The 16,971-nt window shown below is 57.0% G+C and carries 17 protein-coding genes; 9 read left to right on the top strand and 8 right to left on the bottom strand.

Annotated elements, in window-relative coordinates; all coding sequences use genetic code 11:
* The first annotated feature begins 34 nt into the window (after positions 1-34).
* Positions 35-1,132 carry a glycosyltransferase family 4 protein gene (locus IEX01_RS14350; protein ID WP_188724068.1) on the top strand — a complete coding sequence of 366 codons (1,098 nt, stop codon included), beginning with the start codon at positions 35-37 and terminating at the stop codon, positions 1,130-1,132.
* A gap of 1 nt (position 1,133) precedes the next feature.
* Here the strand turns inward: IEX01_RS14350 and IEX01_RS14355 are convergent, their stop codons facing one another.
* The 5 genes from IEX01_RS14355 to rfaD are packed head-to-tail and all read right to left on the bottom strand — an operon-like array spanning position 1,134 to position 6,332.
* On the bottom strand, positions 1,134-2,243 hold the full coding sequence (locus tag IEX01_RS14355; RefSeq protein WP_024557880.1) for a glycosyltransferase family 4 protein: 1,110 nt from the start codon (positions 2,241-2,243) through the stop codon (positions 1,134-1,136).
* On the bottom strand, positions 2,240-3,343 hold the full coding sequence (rfaQ, locus tag IEX01_RS14360) for a putative lipopolysaccharide heptosyltransferase III (protein WP_188724069.1): 1,104 nt from the start codon (positions 3,341-3,343) through the stop codon (positions 2,240-2,242). Before rfaQ ends, IEX01_RS14355 begins: the two co-directional genes overlap by 4 nt.
* Positions 3,336-4,337, bottom strand: a complete 1,002-nt coding sequence (rfaC, locus tag IEX01_RS14365) for a lipopolysaccharide heptosyltransferase RfaC (protein WP_024557882.1) — start codon at positions 4,335-4,337, stop codon at positions 3,336-3,338. The genes rfaQ and rfaC overlap by 8 nt, the downstream gene beginning before the upstream one ends.
* A gap of 3 nt (positions 4,338-4,340) precedes the next feature.
* A complete protein-coding gene (gene rfaF, locus IEX01_RS14370; protein ID WP_188724070.1) occupies positions 4,341-5,387 on the bottom strand; it encodes an ADP-heptose--LPS heptosyltransferase RfaF in 1,047 nt (348 codons plus the stop codon).
* 12 nt (positions 5,388-5,399) lie between these two features.
* Positions 5,400-6,332 (bottom strand): ADP-glyceromanno-heptose 6-epimerase, encoded by a 933-nt coding sequence (rfaD, locus tag IEX01_RS14375; protein ID WP_024551577.1) that lies wholly within the window; start codon positions 6,330-6,332, stop codon positions 5,400-5,402.
* Positions 6,333-6,560: 228 nt separating this feature from the next.
* Between rfaD and kbl the strand changes: the two genes are divergently transcribed.
* The 3 genes from kbl (at position 6,561) to IEX01_RS14390 (ending at position 9,740) form a co-directional block, all read left to right on the top strand.
* Positions 6,561-7,757, top strand: a complete 1,197-nt coding sequence (kbl, locus tag IEX01_RS14380) for a glycine C-acetyltransferase (RefSeq protein WP_024560057.1) — start codon at positions 6,561-6,563, stop codon at positions 7,755-7,757.
* Between the two features lie 9 nt (positions 7,758-7,766).
* Positions 7,767-8,795, top strand: a complete 1,029-nt coding sequence (gene tdh / locus IEX01_RS14385) for an L-threonine 3-dehydrogenase (protein ID WP_024557885.1) — start codon at positions 7,767-7,769, stop codon at positions 8,793-8,795.
* Positions 8,796-8,942: 147 nt separating this feature from the next.
* A complete protein-coding gene (locus IEX01_RS14390) occupies positions 8,943-9,740 on the top strand; it encodes a glycosyltransferase family 2 protein (protein ID WP_188724071.1) in 798 nt (265 codons plus the stop codon).
* Between the two features lie 29 nt (positions 9,741-9,769).
* Here IEX01_RS14390 and IEX01_RS14395 read toward each other — a convergent pair whose 3' ends face one another.
* Genes IEX01_RS14395 through gpmM form a run of 3 tightly spaced genes read right to left on the bottom strand, consistent with a single transcriptional unit; the run spans position 9,770 to position 13,552 of the window.
* The gene (locus IEX01_RS14395; RefSeq protein WP_024557887.1) at positions 9,770-10,708 is read right to left on the bottom strand and encodes a divergent polysaccharide deacetylase family protein; all 939 of its coding nucleotides are present in this window, start codon (positions 10,706-10,708) and stop codon (positions 9,770-9,772) included.
* A 3-nt stretch (positions 10,709-10,711) separates the two neighbouring features.
* Entirely contained in the window at positions 10,712-11,971 is a 1,260-nt protein-coding gene (gene envC, locus IEX01_RS14400) for a murein hydrolase activator EnvC (RefSeq protein ID WP_229701862.1), read from the bottom strand.
* Positions 11,972-12,004: 33 nt separating this feature from the next.
* Positions 12,005-13,552 carry a 2,3-bisphosphoglycerate-independent phosphoglycerate mutase gene (gpmM, locus tag IEX01_RS14405; RefSeq protein WP_188724072.1) on the bottom strand — a complete coding sequence of 516 codons (1,548 nt, stop codon included), beginning with the start codon at positions 13,550-13,552 and terminating at the stop codon, positions 12,005-12,007.
* A gap of 247 nt (positions 13,553-13,799) precedes the next feature.
* Here gpmM and IEX01_RS14410 point away from each other — a divergent pair, with 247 nt between their 5' ends.
* The 5 genes from IEX01_RS14410 (at position 13,800) to cysE (ending at position 16,936) form a co-directional block, all read left to right on the top strand.
* Positions 13,800-14,231: a rhodanese-like domain-containing protein gene (locus IEX01_RS14410; protein WP_024557890.1), complete on the top strand. Its 432-nt coding sequence runs from the start codon at positions 13,800-13,802 to the stop codon at positions 14,229-14,231.
* Positions 14,232-14,249: 18 nt separating this feature from the next.
* On the top strand, positions 14,250-14,501 hold the full coding sequence (gene grxC, locus IEX01_RS14415) for a glutaredoxin 3 (protein ID WP_024557891.1): 252 nt from the start codon (positions 14,250-14,252) through the stop codon (positions 14,499-14,501).
* Positions 14,502-14,554: 53 nt separating this feature from the next.
* On the top strand, positions 14,555-15,022 hold the full coding sequence (gene secB, locus IEX01_RS14420) for a protein-export chaperone SecB (RefSeq protein ID WP_024557892.1): 468 nt from the start codon (positions 14,555-14,557) through the stop codon (positions 15,020-15,022).
* A complete protein-coding gene (gpsA, locus tag IEX01_RS14425) occupies positions 15,022-16,041 on the top strand; it encodes an NAD(P)H-dependent glycerol-3-phosphate dehydrogenase (RefSeq protein WP_024557893.1) in 1,020 nt (339 codons plus the stop codon). Before secB ends, gpsA begins: the two co-directional genes overlap by 1 nt.
* A 73-nt stretch (positions 16,042-16,114) precedes the next feature.
* On the top strand, positions 16,115-16,936 hold the full coding sequence (gene cysE / locus IEX01_RS14430; protein WP_024557894.1) for a serine O-acetyltransferase: 822 nt from the start codon (positions 16,115-16,117) through the stop codon (positions 16,934-16,936).
* Positions 16,937-16,971: the final 35 nt, after the last annotated feature.

The raw sequence follows: 16,971 nt of genomic DNA on the forward strand, positions 1-16,971 counted from the left end.
CCTTTTCAGACGGGTTCGCGAAGGAATAAAAGCTATGCATATCGTTCATACAGAGGCGGATGGCGGAAAGGGCGGCCAGCCTCTGCGCATCATCAATGAATCGCTCGGCATGGTGGAGCGCGGCCATCAGGTTACGCTGCTGTGTCCGGAAGAGGCGCCGCTCAGTGAGCTTGCTCGCAAAGCGGGTCTCACAGTGGTTAACCTGCCGCTGAAACGTAAAAATATCAGCAACCTGCTGACCTTGCGCCGCTGGCTTAACAGCCATCAGGTGGACGTTATTAATAGCCATAATTCGGCGGATACCTGGCTTGTGGCGCTGGCGAACCTTTTCTTGCCCCGGGCTGTGCCGCTGGTGCGTACGCGCCACGCCTCCGGCAAACCGCGCAACAACCGCGGCACCCGCTGGCTGTTTGGCACCGCCTGCACACATGTCGTGACCACGGGCGAAGCGTTGCGCTATCAGTTGGTTGATATCGGCGTGCCGCTCGAGCACAGCACCTCGGTGCCAAGCGGTGTGGACACGGCGCGCTTTAAGCCTGGCGATAAAACCGAAGCGCGCCGTCACTGCGGGTTGAACGTCGATGATTTCTGGCTGGGCGTGGTGTCTCATCTGCGGCCTAACAAAGGGCACAGCGTGTTGCTGCAGGCGCTGGCGAAAATCGATAACCCGCGTATTAAGCTTGCTATTGTCGGCGAAGGCCCGCACCGCGAAACGCTGGAGCAAGAGATAGCGGCGCTTGGGTTGCAGGAGCGCGTCGTCATGGCGGGCCATCGCAGCGACCCGGAGCAGTGGTTTCCGGCCTTTGATATTGCGCTGAGCCCTTCGCACGATATGGAAGGGGTGCCGCAGGGCGTATTGCAGTCGCTCGCGTCACGCGTGGCAACTATCGCCACCGATGCCGGCGGCACGGGCGATGCGATTAAGAATAACGAAACGGGCTTGCTGATCCCTCAGCGTAATGCTGATGCGCTAATGGCGGCGATTGTACGGCTCTATAACGACGGCGCGCTGCGTAAACAGCTTGCGCAGCAGGGATATGATTTTCTGTGCCGCCACCTTACCCGTGAATGCATGCTGGATGCGATGGAAAACGTCTTTACCAACGCCTGCCGCGCGGGACAGGCGCGATAAACTAGCCCAGCAGTTCGCGGTACAGCGCGTTTAACTCCTGCGCCATGCGGTCGAGCGTAAAAGGCTCGGCGGTATGGCGTGCCGCCTGACGATAATTTTCGCCGCGTGCGCGGCCCGCCAGCCAAAGCGAGATAGCCTCGCGATAGCCGTCTACATCCAGCGCATCGCGCACCCAGCCGTTTTTGCCTTCTTCAATCCATTCCGCCGCGCCGCACTGGGTACTGGTCAGCAGCGGCAGCCCGCAGGCCAGCGCTTCCACGCAAACGTTCGGAAAGGGATCGTAAAGCGTGGGCAGAATGAGCGCATCGGCGCTGCCATAGACCTGCTTAACGTCGGCGACCGGGCCGAGAAATTTTACCCGCTCCGCCACGCCAAGTTTCGCCGCCAGCGCCTCAAAACGCTTCGCATGTTTGTCGCGGCCCGCAACGACCAGCCAGACGGACGGATGCGCGGCGATAGCCTTGAGCGCCACGGCGACCCCTTTACGGGTGAAACCGGAGCCAACATAAGCCAGCACGGGCGCCTGCGCCGGTATTCCCCAGGTTTCACGCTGCGAAAAACGTTGCACGTCCGGGTGAAAAGCGGCGGTGTCGACGCCGTTATAAATTACCGTAAGCTTTTCAGCGCCCAGCCCAAAGCGACGGGCGATATCGTCCCGCACCAGCCTGGAATTACAGATAACCTTGCGCAACTGCGGATGAGTAAACATCTCACGCTCCGCCTGCAAAATGTAGCGGTGGTAAGCGCTGAAGGCCTGCGCCCAGCGGCGCAGCGGCGAAAGGATACGGCTGTACTGTTCAAGCCAGGCGGCATGCACGCCGTCGCCGGCGCGAAAGAGAGTGGCGCCCGGAATGCGTTCGTGGCTTTGCACTATGTCGAATTGCGAAAAGCGCTTCGCCGCTTCGCGGGCAAATCCCTCTTCACGCGACTGGCGATTGCGAAACGGCGGATTTACGGTCAGCGTCTGCCAGCCTGCGGCGTCTTCCCACTGGCGGGCTATTAACGTGACGTCCAGCTCGCCGCTTTGCGACAGCACGTTCAGCGCGCGCGAAACAAAACGCTCGGCCCCGCCGTTGGGGTTGTAGGTCTGGCGAACGATTGCAAGCTTCATGGTTTGCTTTCCAGCAGCAGGGTATCGATAGCGCTCAGCACCTGCTGCGGCGTAATGGCCATGATGCAGTCGGAAACGCCGCTGCCGCCGCAACCATCTTTGCCGCACGGCTGGCAGGTAAAGCCAGCCGTAATAACGCGATGCGGTACGCCCCAGGGCGCCCATTTAATCGCCCCGGTAGGGCCGAAAATGGCGACCGTCGGCGTACCTACGGCGCTCGCCAGGTGCATTGGCATCGAATCGACGCCGAAATAAACGCGGGCGTGCTTCATTAGCGCGCCAAGCTGCTTAAGGTTCAGTTTGCCGCTGAGATCGAACACCGGCTGGGTAATCGCAGCGCGCAGTTTATCCATATACTCCGTCTCTTCACGCGACGGCGCGGCAGAGAGAATAACCGGCAGCCCCCGGCTGGCAAGCGCGTCCACCGTGGCCGCAAGGCTTTTGATATCCCAGGATTTAAACATCCAGCGCGAAGTGGGATGAACAAGAATATACGTCCCGCTGGTCAGGCCGAACGCTTTCAGGCGCTCCTGAACAAACGCTTCCGCTTCTTCACCCGGCACAAACAGCGTGCGCTTGTCGTCGCTGGTGGCAGGATGAATGCCGATACGGCGCAGCGCGTCGAGGTTGACCTCCACCATATGACGGGTGTTGTCCTGTATCGCCGGGTAAAGCGTGGTAAAGGCGTTAACCCATCGCCAGCGCGCCAGGCCGGTGCGCTTGTCGGGACGAAAGCCCACCGAAATACGCGGTTTGAGACGGCGTGCGAGCCGTGCGCCGTGCCAGTGTTCGGTAAGGTTAATCAGCACGTCATACTCGCGCGCTTTTAGCGTTTTCACCAGGCCGCGATAAAGGCTGAACTGTTTAAAATAGCCCTGCTTGCGCCAGTTGCGCCCGATGGTATGCACCTGGTCGATATAAGGGTGACTGGTGAGCATCGCCTGCGTGTCGTCATAAACCAGCGCATCCACTTCCACATCCGGCCACGCTTTTTTCAGCACGGTGAACATCGGCGAGGTCAACAGGACATCGCCATGGTGGCGCAGCTTAATAATCAGCACCCGACGTGGCGGGCGCTCGGGGGTAAAAAATTCAGCCATGGACATCACCGGATTCAAAAGGCTTGTTGCCAAGCAATGGCGCAACGGCGGCGAAAACCGCCTCCGCGCTCAGATCGTTGAGTTGTTGAGAGTGCTCAGGCTTGCAGGTGTGCTGGTTTTGCCCGTAGCCGCCAATCAGCCCGGGGTCAGTCGGGCCGTACAACGTGACGTTAGGCCTGTCCAGCGCGGCGGTCAGATGGCTTAACCCTGTATCAACGGAAACCACTGCGCGAGCGCCCGCCAGCACGTGAGCAATTTGCTCAAGGCTCATGCGCGGCAGCACCTCGACCAGACTTGCGCCGTCGGCCAGGCGCCTGGCCCGCGCTTCCTCATGCGGCGCGCCCCACGGCAGCTTGATGCGCAGCCCTGTCGGCGCCATTAGCGCAATCAGTTGCCGCCAGTGGCTCTCCGGCCAGTGTTTATCGTCGCGCGTGGTGGCATGTAAAAACACCACATAACGGCCTGCATCGGCAGGCAAATGATGTAAAAAATGCTGAGCGATGGCGTAATCGCCTTTGGTTTGCGGTTTCACGTAACCCAGGCTTTTGGCGAACAGCTCTCGCGTGCGCTCAACGGCGTGCTGCTGTTTTTCAACAGGATGTCGCTTGCGGTAAAAAAGGCTCGCGAGCGGCTCGCGCGCGCTGCGCCAGTCCATGCCATGCTTGACGCCATGGGCCAGACGCGTCACCAGCGCGGCGCTTTTGATAAGCCCCTGGGCATCGATAACCGCATCGTAATGCACCGCCTGCAGCGCTTCGCGAAACGCGCGACGCTCGGCTTTTACCGGCGCGGAAAACCAGTCTTTGCGCCAGCGGCGAATAGCCACCGGCAAAACACGCTCTACCGCCGCATGCCAGGCGGGAATTTGCGCAAAGCCTTCTTCTACCACCCAGTCGAAACGGATGCCAGGAATAGCGCGCATGGCGTCCGTCAGCGCAGGCAGCGTGTGCAGCACATCGCCCATCGAAGACGTTTTAACGATAAGCACCCGCATCCGTCAGGCTTCCTCGTCCAGCAGCAGCGCGTTTAGCGCTTCAAGCACGCGGGCAGGGGTAATATCGATCAGGCTCTGGTGATAACCTTCCGCTGCCTCGCCTTTGCGCACTTTGTGATAGCCAGTGATCAGGCGAATGACCTTCGCCTTGTGCGACAGCGGCGGCGTAAAATCAGGGCTGCTGGGGCCGTAAAGCGCCACTAACGGGCGGTTCAGGGCCGCCGCGACGTGCATCAAACCCGAGTCGTTCGTCACCACCGCTTTGCAGGCGGCAATCAGCACCACGGCCTGCTCAAGCTGGGTCTCGCCCGCCAGGTTGCGGCACCAGGCCTGCTGTTCGACGCTTAACGAGGCGAGGATTTCATTACCCGCTTCGTGGTCTTTCGCGGAGCCGAACAGCACCACCTGATACCCCTCGTCAATCAACTGCTTCGCCAGTTCCGCATAGTGATAATGCGGCCAGCGCTTGGCCGGCCCGAACTCCGCGCCCGGACAAAAACCGATAATGGCGCGCTCGGCAGAAAGCGAAAACGCGGCGCAGGTTTGCGCCTTCTCGCCTTCGTTTACCTGAAGCTGCGGCCACAGCAACGGCTGCGGCAGATCTTTTGCCGACTGCATCACGCCTTTGTCATAAGCCAGCGCCACGTAGCGCTCCACCATCAGCGGCCAGGCTTGTTTATCAAGTACGCGCGCATCGTTCAGCAGGCCGTAGCGCATTTCGCCACGCCAGCCGGTGCGCTGAGGGATACCGGCAAAAAAGGGCACAAGGGCGGATTTAAAGGAGTTAGGAAGCACATAAGCGCGGTCGTAACGCCGCTCGCGCAGGCTTTGACCTAGCTTGCGTCTTTCCGCCAGCGCCAGCGCGCCGTGGCCGAGCGGCATCGGGATCGCGTCGTTGACTTCCGGCATACGCGATAAAAGCGGACGGCACCACGCGGGTGCCATCACATCGATTATCGCCTGGGGATAGCGCGCCCGGAGCGTGCGGTAAAGACTTTGCGACATCATCATGTCGCCCACCCATGACGGGCCGATCACCAGTATCTTCATGCATTAACCTGCTTATGCATCGCGGTTCAGCCAGGCCATATATTCTGTTACCCCTTCGGCAACGGTTTTAAACGGCTTGTCATAGCCCGCAGCGCGCAGGTTGGTCAGGTCCGCCTGCGTGAACGCCTGGTAGCGCCCTTTCAGCTTATCCGGGAACGGGATGTACTCAATGCTGCCTTTCTTATGGAAAGCGAGCGTGGCGTCCGCCACCGCCTGGAAAGATTCCGCACGGCCGGTGCCGCAGTTAAAAATGCCGGATACGCCGTTCTGCCAGAACCAGAGGTTCACAGCGGCGACGTCGCCTACGTAGATAAAATCGCGCTTAAAGTTGTCGCTGCCTTCAAACAATTTCGGATTTTCACCGGCGTTCAGCTGGGTGTTCAGATGATACGCCACGCTGGCCATGCTGCCTTTGTGGTTTTCACGTGGTCCGTAGACATTGAAATAGCGGAAACCTACGATTTGTGAATCCGCTTCCGGCAGGATTTTGCGCACATATTCGTCAAAAAGGAATTTGGAATAGCCGTAAACGTTGAGCGGCTGTTCAAACTCGCGGGATTCTTTGAAATCGCTGGTGCGACCGCCGTAAGTCGCGGCGGAAGAGGCGTACAGGAAAGGGATCTGACGCTCAAGGCAGTAGTGGAGAAGCTCTTTGGAGTACTGATAGTTGTTATCCATCATGTACTTGCCGTCCCACTCGGTGGTGGAGGAGCAGGCGCCTTCATGGAAAACGGCGTCGATGTCGCCGAACTCTTCGCCTGCCATGACCTGAATCAGGAAGTCTTCTTTATCCATGTAGTCTTCGATGTTCAGATCCACCAGGTTCGCAAACTTGGTGCCGTCTTTCAGGTTGTCGACCACCAGGATGTCGGTACGGCCGATATCATTCAGGGCCTTGATAATGTTGCTGCCGATAAAGCCGGCGCCGCCGGTAACAATGATCATAATCCTGTCCTTCAAAAGTGAGCCGGGCACAATCTCCGGCATGAATGGTTCTAATCATACCATCACATCGGGTGCCCTTCAGCCATCCCCTGTTTTATCCGCCGCCGCGATGCGACGCCAAGCGTGATTTATGCTGCAAAACGAAGAATCCCTGAATCGTCGTCTCGTCTGTTTGGGAAGCTTTGGGTAATAATATGTGCCGAATTGGCCCCTGCCTGGAGAATCGCAATGCGAGGGAATTTTTACCAACAGTTAACTACCGAGCTGGAAAACGCCCGCTCGGAAGGGTTGTTTAAAGAAGAACGCATCATTACTTCTGCCCAACAGGCAGATATCACGGTGGCGGATGGCAGCCATGTTATTAACTTCTGCGCCAATAACTATCTTGGCCTCGCCAACCATCCGGCGCTTATCGACGCTGCGAAGCAGGGCATGGATACGCACGGTTTCGGCATGGCTTCCGTGCGCTTTATCTGCGGCACGCAGGACAGCCACAAGCAGCTGGAAAACAAACTGGCTGCGTTCCTCGGTATGGAAGACGCCATTCTTTACTCTTCCTGCTTCGACGCCAACGGCGGGCTATTTGAGACACTGCTCGGCGCGGAAGACGCCATCATTTCGGATGCGCTGAACCACGCCTCCATTATTGACGGCGTGCGCCTGTGCAAGGCGAAGCGTTACCGTTACGCCAACAACGATATGCAGGAGCTGGAGGCACGCCTGAAAGAGGCGCGCGAAGCGGGTGCTCGCCATATTCTTATCGCAACTGACGGCGTTTTTTCCATGGACGGCGTTATCGCCAACCTGAAAGGCGTGTGCGATCTGGCGGATAAATATGACGCGCTGGTGATGGTCGATGACTCCCACGCGGTGGGTTTTGTCGGCGCGAATGGCCGTGGCACGCATGAATACTGCGACGTGATGGGCCGCGTGGACATTATCACCGGGACGCTCGGCAAGGCGCTGGGCGGCGCATCCGGCGGCTATACCGCTGCGCGTAAAGAGGTGGTGGAGTGGCTGCGCCAGCGTTCTCGCCCTTATCTGTTTTCTAACTCGCTCGCTCCCGCTATCGTCGCCGCCTCCATCAAGGTGCTGGAGATGCTGGAATCCGGCGCGGAGCTGCGCGAGCGCCTGTGGGCTAATGCGCGCCTGTTCCGCGAAAAAATGACCGCGGCGGGGTTCACGCTGGCGGGCGCCGACCACGCCATTATTCCGGTGATGCTCGGTGATGCGGTCGTGGCGCAAAATTTCGCCCGCGAACTGCAAAAAGAGGGCATTTACGTGACCGGTTTCTTCTATCCGGTTGTGCCGAAAGGGCAGGCGCGTATTCGCACCCAGATGTCGGCGGCGCATTCGCCGGAACAGATTGAGCGCGCGGTGGAAGCTTTCACCCGCATCGGTAAACAGCTTGGCGTGATTGCCTGAGGATGTGAGATGAAAGCATTAGCGAAACTGAAAGCGGAAGAAGGCATCTGGATGACCGATGCGCCGAAGCCGGAGATGGGTCATAACGATCTGCTGATCAAAATCCGTAAAACCGCTATCTGCGGCACCGATGTGCATATCTATAACTGGGATGAGTGGTCGCAGAAGACCATTCCGGTGCCGATGGTGGTGGGGCATGAATATGTCGGTGAAGTGGTCGGCATCGGCCAGGAAGTAAGAGGCTTCGAAATTGGCGACCGCGTTTCCGGCGAAGGGCATATTACCTGTGGCCATTGCCGTAACTGTCGCGGCGGGCGCACGCATCTGTGTCGCAACACCGTGGGTGTAGGCGTAAACCGCCCGGGCTGCTTTGCTGAATATCTGGTGATTCCGGCTTTTAATGCGTTCAAGATCCCGGACAACATTTCTGACGACCTGGCGTCGATTTTCGACCCGTTCGGCAACGCGGTGCATACTGCGCTTTCCTTTGACCTGGTGGGCGAGGATGTGCTGGTGTCTGGCGCAGGCCCGATTGGCATCATGGCTGCCGCTGTCGCGAAGCACGTTGGCGCGCGCCATGTTGTCATCACGGATGTGAATGACTATCGCCTTGAGCTGGCCCGCAAGATGGGCGTAACGCGGGCGGTAAACGTCTCTCGGGAAAACCTGAAAGATGTGATGGATGAGCTGGGCATGACCGAAGGGTTCGACGTGGGCCTTGAAATGTCTGGCGCGCCGCCGGCGTTTCGTACAATGCTGGATACCATGAACCACGGCGGTCGTATCGCCATGCTGGGCATTCCGCCTTCGGATATGGCTATCGACTGGAATAAGGTCATCTTTAAGGGACTCTTCATCAAAGGCATCTATGGACGCGAGATGTTTGAAACCTGGTACAAGATGGCGGCGCTGATCCAGTCCGGTCTCGACCTGACGCCGATTATCACCCATCACTATTCCATTGATGATTTCCAGAAAGGCTTCGATGCGATGCGCTCCGGACAATCGGGTAAGGTAATCCTTAACTGGAATAAGTAATTATTATGACAAAGCGCCTGCGGGCGCTTTTTTAGCGTTAATTATGACCCCTATCACAACCCATCCGTAATCGCACAAAATCAGCATCGCTTTTTAGGAAATTGCTTAATATAGTCTGTTCAGGCTTTGTTTAACTTTGTTAAAACTATGTTTAAGCTATCCGTCTGTCTGCTCACTCATAATTCAGCCCGCTTATTGCGTGAGGTATTGCCTCCTTTAATAATCGTTGCTGACGAAATCGTAGTGCTTGACTCCGGCAGCACTGATGAAACGGTGGAAATATGTCGGGAATATGACATCTCGCCCCATAAACATCCTTACGCCATGCATGGTCAGCAAATGAATTATGCTGTTGATCTTGCCAAGAATGACTGGGTGTTGTGTATGGATAGCGATGAAATTCTTGACCGGGAAACCGTGGATTTCATTCTCGCGCTTAAGGCAGGTGAAACGCCTTCGCCTGATAAAGCCTGGCGTATTTCCCGTTACTGGCATGTATTAGGCCAACCGGTAAAAACAATATATCCTGTATCTTCTCCCGATTATCCCGTACGCCTCTTTAACCGGCGTCAGGCGCGTTTTAACGATCGCCCGGTGGATGATAAAGTGGAAGGAAATATTGAGACCGTGAAAATACCCGGTTATGTTCGCCACGACACGTTTTACTCTATCCATGAAGTTTTTAACAAGCTAAACGGCTATACCAGCCGACTGGTAAAATATAAATATGTTAAACCTTCGCTCTGGCGCGGGGTGATAAGCGCTATCGGCGCCTTTTTTAAATGGTATCTGTTTAGCGGCGCGTGGCGCGAAGGGAAAGTTGGCCTGGTGACCGGGCTGTATGCGACTTTTTACAGTTTTCTTAAATATTTCAAAGCCTGGTACGCGCACGATAAAAAAAGCGCCAGGGTAAAAACGGCTTCCGATTCTCAATTTATTCGCTAAAAAAAAGACCAGCATAAGCTGGTCTTTTTTTAATTTGCTTTAATTTGTCCCCAGCCTTGCCACTGGTGTCGGAAATAAGCCACTACATTGCTCTGGCTGACGCTTTCGCTAATCACGCTAAAGAAGCGCGTGGCGTAAATCGGCTCTGGCGGATGCTTAGGCTTGCATAACTTCACGCCGCGGAAAGGGTTTCTCGGCGCGGACTGGCCAGGGGGCGTGAGATTAGGCGTTGATGTATCCGTCTGCGGCTCATTAAGCAGGCTGCTCGGGCGCACCAGCGTGATGTCCGGCGGCAGGTTATAAACCATTTGTTGCAGCACCCGCACGGTAGTCGGGTGCGGATGCCCGATAGCAATGGCCGAGCCGCTGCGCCGGGCAACGGCTATCGCCCGGTTAAACTGAAAGCGAATATCCGCCTCGTTTTGCGAATCGTCGAGAAAGACCTTGCGTTTGATGACTTTCACGCCCGTGCCTGCGGCGGCGCGCATCGACTGGCTGTTGCCAATGGTCATGCTGTCGAGAAAGTAAAGGTTATAGCGCCCCAGCGCCTGCATCACTTTCTGCATGCCAAAGAGGCTGGAGGTCATCGCGCTGCCCATATGGTTGTTCATTCCCACCGCATAGGGCACTTTATTTACCGCCTCCCGGACGATGCGGTCGATCTCATCGCTGCTCATTTCGGGGCGCAGCGTATCTTTTTCCAGCGGCTGCTTGCTGAGCGGCGCCATGGGCAGATGAATTAATACTTCGTGGCCGTCGTTATGCGCTTTGGTCGCCATTTCACGGGCGTGAGGCGCGTTTGGTAAGACGGCGACGGAAACGGCAGGCGGCAGCGCCAGAACCTGATTTTCATTATGGGGACGATAACCGAAGTCATCGATAACGAGGGCGAGTTTACCGGCGTAAACCGGAGCGACGAGCGCCAGCGTACTGGCAAAAGCAACAACGAGACGACGCAAATAAAGCAAAACTTATCTTCCCAACCACGGTTGTGGATTGACTGCCTGACCCTGGCGACGAATTTCAAAATAGAGCGAAGGTCGGCCCTGACCGCCGCTGCTACCGACCAGCGCGATAGGCTGGCCGGCGCGCACCTGGGCGCCCACGCTCACCAGCGCGCTCTGGTTATAGCCATAAAGGCTCATATCGCCTTTGCCGTGCTCCACCACGACCACCAGGCCGTAGCCCTGAAGCCAGTCGGCAAGGATAACGCGCCCGTCCGCCACAGCTTTCACTTCCGTGCCTTCCGACGCGCCAATAACGATACCCTTCCACCGTAGCTCACCCTGTAACTGTTCGCCATAGCGATGCAGCAACGGGCCGCGAACCGGCCAGAACGCCTGGCCATTGGGGGAGCCGAGACCGCCCGTACGCGCCATAAGTGAGCGCTCGCTTTCAGAGGGCTTGTAGGTCGTGCCTTTACGGGAGGCTTCTTGCTGGCGGCTTCGCACCTGTTCTGCTTCGCGCGCCTCTTTTTCTGCCCGGGCGCGGGCCGCCGCTTCAGCGCGGGCGAGGCGATCGCGCAGGCGCGATTCGTTCTGTCGCAATTCGCTCAGCTGCGCCTGACCCTGCTGTATAGAAGACTCCAGCCCTGACAGCGTCTTTTTACGCTCGTTGCGCGCCTGTTCAAGCTTCGCCTGCTGCGCCTGCTGCTCATAAAGCAGCGTTTGCTGCTGGGTCTGCTTCTCTTCCAGCTCCGCTTTTTGCGAGGCGACCTCTTCGCGGGTTTGCTTTAGCTGCGCGATAGTCTCCTGACGCGCCTCGTTAAGATAGCCGAAATAGGCCTGCAGCCGCTGACCGCGCTGGCTCTCCTCACCGCTCAGGATCATCTGTAAACCGCTGTGCTGGCCCTGACGGAACGAAGCGTCAAGCTGGGCCGCCAGGTTGCGTTCCTGCGAGGCTTTTTGCTGTTCGAGTTTCGCTATGGAGGCGTTCATCTCGTCAATCTGGCGATTGAGCTGCGTCAGGGTGCTTTGCGTTTCACGCAGTTTGCGGGCTGCGGCGGCAATCGCCTGCTCCTGCTCTTTTAACTGGGCGAGCAGCTTAGCGCGTTGCTGCTGCTGCTGGCGTACCGCGCGCTCTTTGGCGGCGATATCCTGCTGAATGGATTTAAGTTGATCGCGGTCATCCGCGTGGGCGGAAAGCGGACATAACAATACGCCAGCGCTGAGCGCGCTGGCGTAGATCAGAGACCGCAGCGAATGCCGTTTCGGCTGTGCGGCCCATGTTATTGAAAAAATCGCCTTTCCCCTCATGGGGAGGGATTATTCCACGATGAACAGCGGCTTGCCAGTCATCTCTTGCGGGATTTCCATACCCATCAGGGCGAGCATGGTCGGCGCGATATCGGAAAGCTTACCGCCTTCCACTGCTTTCAAGTGCTTATCGCCAACGTAAATCAGCGGCACCGGCAGGTTTGTGTGCGCCGTATGCGCCTGGCCGGTAGACGGGTCGCGCATCTGCTCGGCATTGCCGTGGTCAGCAGTAATTAGCAACTGGCCACCTGCGGAGCTGACAGCGTCAGTCACCTGCGCGATGCAGCGGTCCAGCGCTTCTACGGCCTGCACGGTGGCGTCGAATACGCCGGTATGCCCGACCATGTCGCCGTTCGGGTAGTTACAGATGATGGCGTCGTAGTTGCCGCTCTTGATGGCCGCGACCAGCTTTTCAGTCAGCTCTGCGGAGCTCATTTCCGGTTGCAGGTCATAGGTGGCGACTTTCGGTGAATTAATCAGCGTGCGATCTTCGCCCGGGAACGGTTCTTCCACGCCGCCGTTAAAGAAGAAGGTAACGTGCGCATATTTTTCCGTTTCAGAGATACGCAACTGCGTTTTGTTATGCTTAGCCATCCATTCGCCAAAGGTATTGGCAAGGGAAGCGGGAGGATAGGCGCAGGCGGTTTTGATATCCGCTGCGTACTCGGTGAGCATGACAAACTCGCTGAATTTAACCACTTTTTTACGGGCGAAACCGTCGAAGTTAGCGTTTACAAACGCACGGGTGATTTGGCGGGCGCGGTCGGCGCGGAAGTTCATGAAAATCAGCGCATCGCCATCTTCCATGGCGGAATCGCAATCGCCTGCTTTGCGGATGACGGTTGGTTTAACAAATTCGTCGTTTTCGTCGCGGGCGTAAGCCGCCGCCAGTCCCGCCACCGCGCTTTCCGCCTGATACTCGCCCTGTGCCTGAGTCAGCAGGTCATACGCCAGCTCAACGCGCTCCCAGCGATTATCGCGATCCATTGCAAAGTAACGACCAATAATCGTCGCTACGCGACCTTTGCCCAGCGAGGCGAATTTCGCTTCAAACGCTTTCAGGGAGGATTCAGCGCTGCGCGGCGGCGTATCGCGTCCGTCCAGGAAGGCGTGCAGGAAAATTTTCTCTGCGCCGCGCGCGGCGGCAAGCTCCGCCATCGCCATAATATGATCTTCATGGCTGTGCACGCCGCCTGCCGAGAGCAGACCCATAATATGCACCGCTTTGCCTGCGGCGACAGCTTTATCCACCGCACCGGTCAGCACCGGGTTGCTGAAGAAAGTACGTTCTTTAATTTCAACGTCGAGACGGGTTAAATCCTGATAAACGATGCGGCCCGCCCCGAGATTAACGTGACCGACTTCAGAGTTGCCCATCTGGCGGTCCGGCAAGCCCACTTCCAGCCCGGAGGCGTCGATAAGCGTATGCGGGCGAGTGGCCCACAACGCGTCCATCACCGGCGTTTTGGCGTTAAAAATAGCGTTATCCTGCTGATCTTCACGGTAGCCGTAGCCATCCAGAATCACCAGCACCATTGGTTTTTTAGAACCCGACATTGTGACAACCTCATACGCTAAAGACAAAAATTGGCGTAACTTTACTACACCGCAACGCGCCAGATAGCCGCAGGAGATCAAAGAAAAGGGCCGGTCGGCGAGCGCTTTTCGGCGCTTTTTGCCATTTTTTTCGTAACGCGCCGCAGAAAACGCAGAACCTCTCTTCCACTGGCTGTAATTGCCACAACGCGCAGGTATACTCCTCACCTGATTTTTTTTTCACTCACATCGGGAGTCCGTACCCCCCATGCAAGAAATTATGCAATTCGTTAGCCGTCACCCCATACTTAGTATCGCGTGGATTGCGTTACTGGCGGCGGTGATTTACACCACTTTCAAAGGGCTGACCTCCAAAGTGAAGGTCATCACCCGTGGTGAAGCCACACGTTTAATCAATAAAGAAGATGCTGTGGTGGTGGATATTCGCCAGCGCGACGACTTCCGCAAAGGGCACATCTCCGGCGCCGTTAATGTGCTGCCGAACGAGATTAAAGCCGGCAACGTTGGCGAACTGGAAAAGCATAAAGCTAAACCGATTATCGTCACTGACGCCAGCGGAATGGCGGCCCAGGAATCCGCTTCGTTGCTGAACAAAGCAGGCTTCGAGCAGGTCTACGTGCTGAAAGAGGGCGTAGCGGGCTGGAGCGGCGAAAATCTGCCGCTGGTGCGTGGTAAATAACTTACAAGAGGTAACGTCATGGCCAACATTGAAATGTACACCAAAGCCACCTGTCCTTACTGCCACCGTGCAAAGGCGCTGCTGACCAGCAAGGGAGTGACTTTTATCGAGTTGCCTATTGATGGCGATGCCGCAAAGCGCGAAGAGATGATTAAGCGCAGCGGACGCACTACCGTGCCACAGATTTTTATTGACGCGCAGCACATCGGCGGCTGCGATGACTTGTATGCACTGGACGCACGTGGTGGACTCGATCCGCTTCTGCGCTGATGCGTTTTAGCCGTGACGGCAATTTTAAGGACATAACGTAAAAGGGTTCACTCATGTCAGAACAAAACAACACTGAAATGACCTTTCAGATTCAACGTGTTTATACCAAGGATATCTCTTTTGAAGCACCCAATGCCCCGCACGTGTTTCAGAAAGACTGGCAGCCGGAAGTCAAACTGGATCTGGATACCGCTTCCAGCCAGCTGGCTGACGATGTGTTTGAAGTGGTGCTGCGCGTCACGGTAACGGCTACGCTTGGCGAAGAAACCGCTTTCCTGTGTGAAGTGCAGCAGGCGGGCATCTTCTCCGTAGGCGGCATTGAAGGTACGCAGATGGCGCATTGCCTCGGTGCCTACTGCCCGAACATCCTGTTCCCGTACGCCCGCGAGTGCATCACCAACCTCGTTTCCCGCGGCACTTTCCCGCAGCTGAACCTCGCGCCGGTTAACTTCGATGCGCTGTTCATGAATTATTTACAGCAGCAGGCTGGCGAAGGTGCGCAAGACCATCAGGATGCCTGATGAACACCATTAATGCGTCAATGACAGTGATCGGTGCCGGCTCGTACGGCACCGCTCTCGCCATCACCCTGGCGAGGAACGGCCACCACGTTGTGCTGTGGGGCCATAACCCGGATCACATCGCTACGCTGCAGGCAGAGCGCTGCAACGCGGCTTTCCTCCCTGATGTGCCTTTTCCTGATACGCTCCATCCTGAAAGCGACCTGGCCGCCGCGCTGGCCGCCAGCCGCAATATTCTGGTGGTGGTGCCAAGCCATGTCTTTGATCAGGTTCTGCGTCAGATAAAACCGTTGATGCGCCCGGATGCCCGTCTGGTATGGGCAACTAAAGGGCTGGAAGCGGAAACAGGGCGTCTGTTGCAGGATGTCGCACGCGAAGCGCTCGGCGACGACATTCCGCTGGCGGTGATTTCCGGGCCGACCTTTGCGAAGGAGCTGGCCGCAGGGTTGCCAACCGCCATTTCTCTCGCTTCTACCGATGACGCTTTTGCAAACGATCTGCAAGAGCTGCTGCACTGCGGTAAAAGCTTCCGCGTTTACATCAACACCGATTTTATCGGCGTGCAATTGGGCGGCGCGGTGAAGAACGTCATCGCTATCGGCGCCGGGATGTCTGACGGCATCGGCTTTGGGGCGAATGCGCGCACGGCGCTTATTACGCGCGGTCTGGCGGAAATGACCCGTCTGGGCGAGGCGTTAGGTGCAGACCCGAGCACCTTTATGGGTATGGCTGGTCTGGGCGACCTGGTGCTGACCTGTACCGACAACCAGTCACGCAACCGCCGTTTCGGCATGATGCTCGGCCAGGGGATGGACGTGCAAGGCGCGCAGGCGCAGATCGGTCAGGTGGTCGAAGGTTATCGCAATACCAAAGAGGTGCGTGAACTGGCGGCCCGCTATGGCGTCGAAATGCCAATAACCGAGGAAATTTATCAGGTATTGTATTGCGGAAAAAATGCTCGCGAGGCAGCATTAACGCTGCTGGGTCGTGCGCGCAAGGATGAGCGAAGCAGTCACTGACGGAACGTCCGTAATTATAAAGCGCGCCGGTAACATAGCTTACCGGCCGCCGTTTGTTTGTCTGGAGAAAGCAATGCCGTGTGAAGAACTGGGTCTGGTCTGGAATAACATCAAAGCCGAAGCGCGTGCGCTTGCTGACTGTGAGCCGATGTTGGCCAGTTTCTATCATGCTACCTTGCTCAAGCATGAAAATCTCGGCAGCGCCCTGAGCTACATGCTCGCCAACAAACTGGCTTCGCCCATTATGCCTGCTATCGCCATTCGTGAAGTGGTGGAAGAAGCGTATGCCGCCGACCCGGAAATGATCGCCTCCGCCGCCTGTGATATTCAGGCTGTCCGCACTCGCGATCCGGCGGTAGATAAATACTCAACGCCGCTGCTTTATCTTAAAGGCTTTCACGCCCTTCAGGCTTACCGCATCGGCCACTGGTTGTGGAACCAGGGACGCCAGGCGCTGGCGATTTTCCTGCAAAACCAGGTATCGGTTTCTTTCCAGGTGGATATCCACCCCGCAGCGAAAATTGGCCGCGGCATCATGCTCGACCACGCGACAGGCATTGTGATCGGCGAAACGGCGGTAGTGGAAGATGATGTCTCCATTCTGCAATCCGTCACGCTCGGCGGTACGGGTAAAACCACCGGCGATCGCCATCCGAAAATCCGCGAAGGGGTAATGATTGGCGCAGGCGCGAAAATTCTCGGTAATATCGAGGTGGGCCGCGGCGCGAAAATCGGCGCAGGTTCAGTCGTGCTGCAACCTGTTCCACCCCACACCACGGCGGCAGGCGTGCCGGCGCGTATTGTGGGTAAACCAGAAAGCGATAAACCGTCCATGGATATGGATCAGCATTTCAATGGTATCAACCACGGTTTTGAATACGGCGACGGTATTTGAAATTCAGTTCTGAGCGCCTGAAAGAAAAGGCGCTC

This window comes from Franconibacter daqui (genome assembly GCF_014644275.1).
Lineage (GTDB): Bacteria > Pseudomonadota > Gammaproteobacteria > Enterobacterales > Enterobacteriaceae > Franconibacter > Franconibacter pulveris.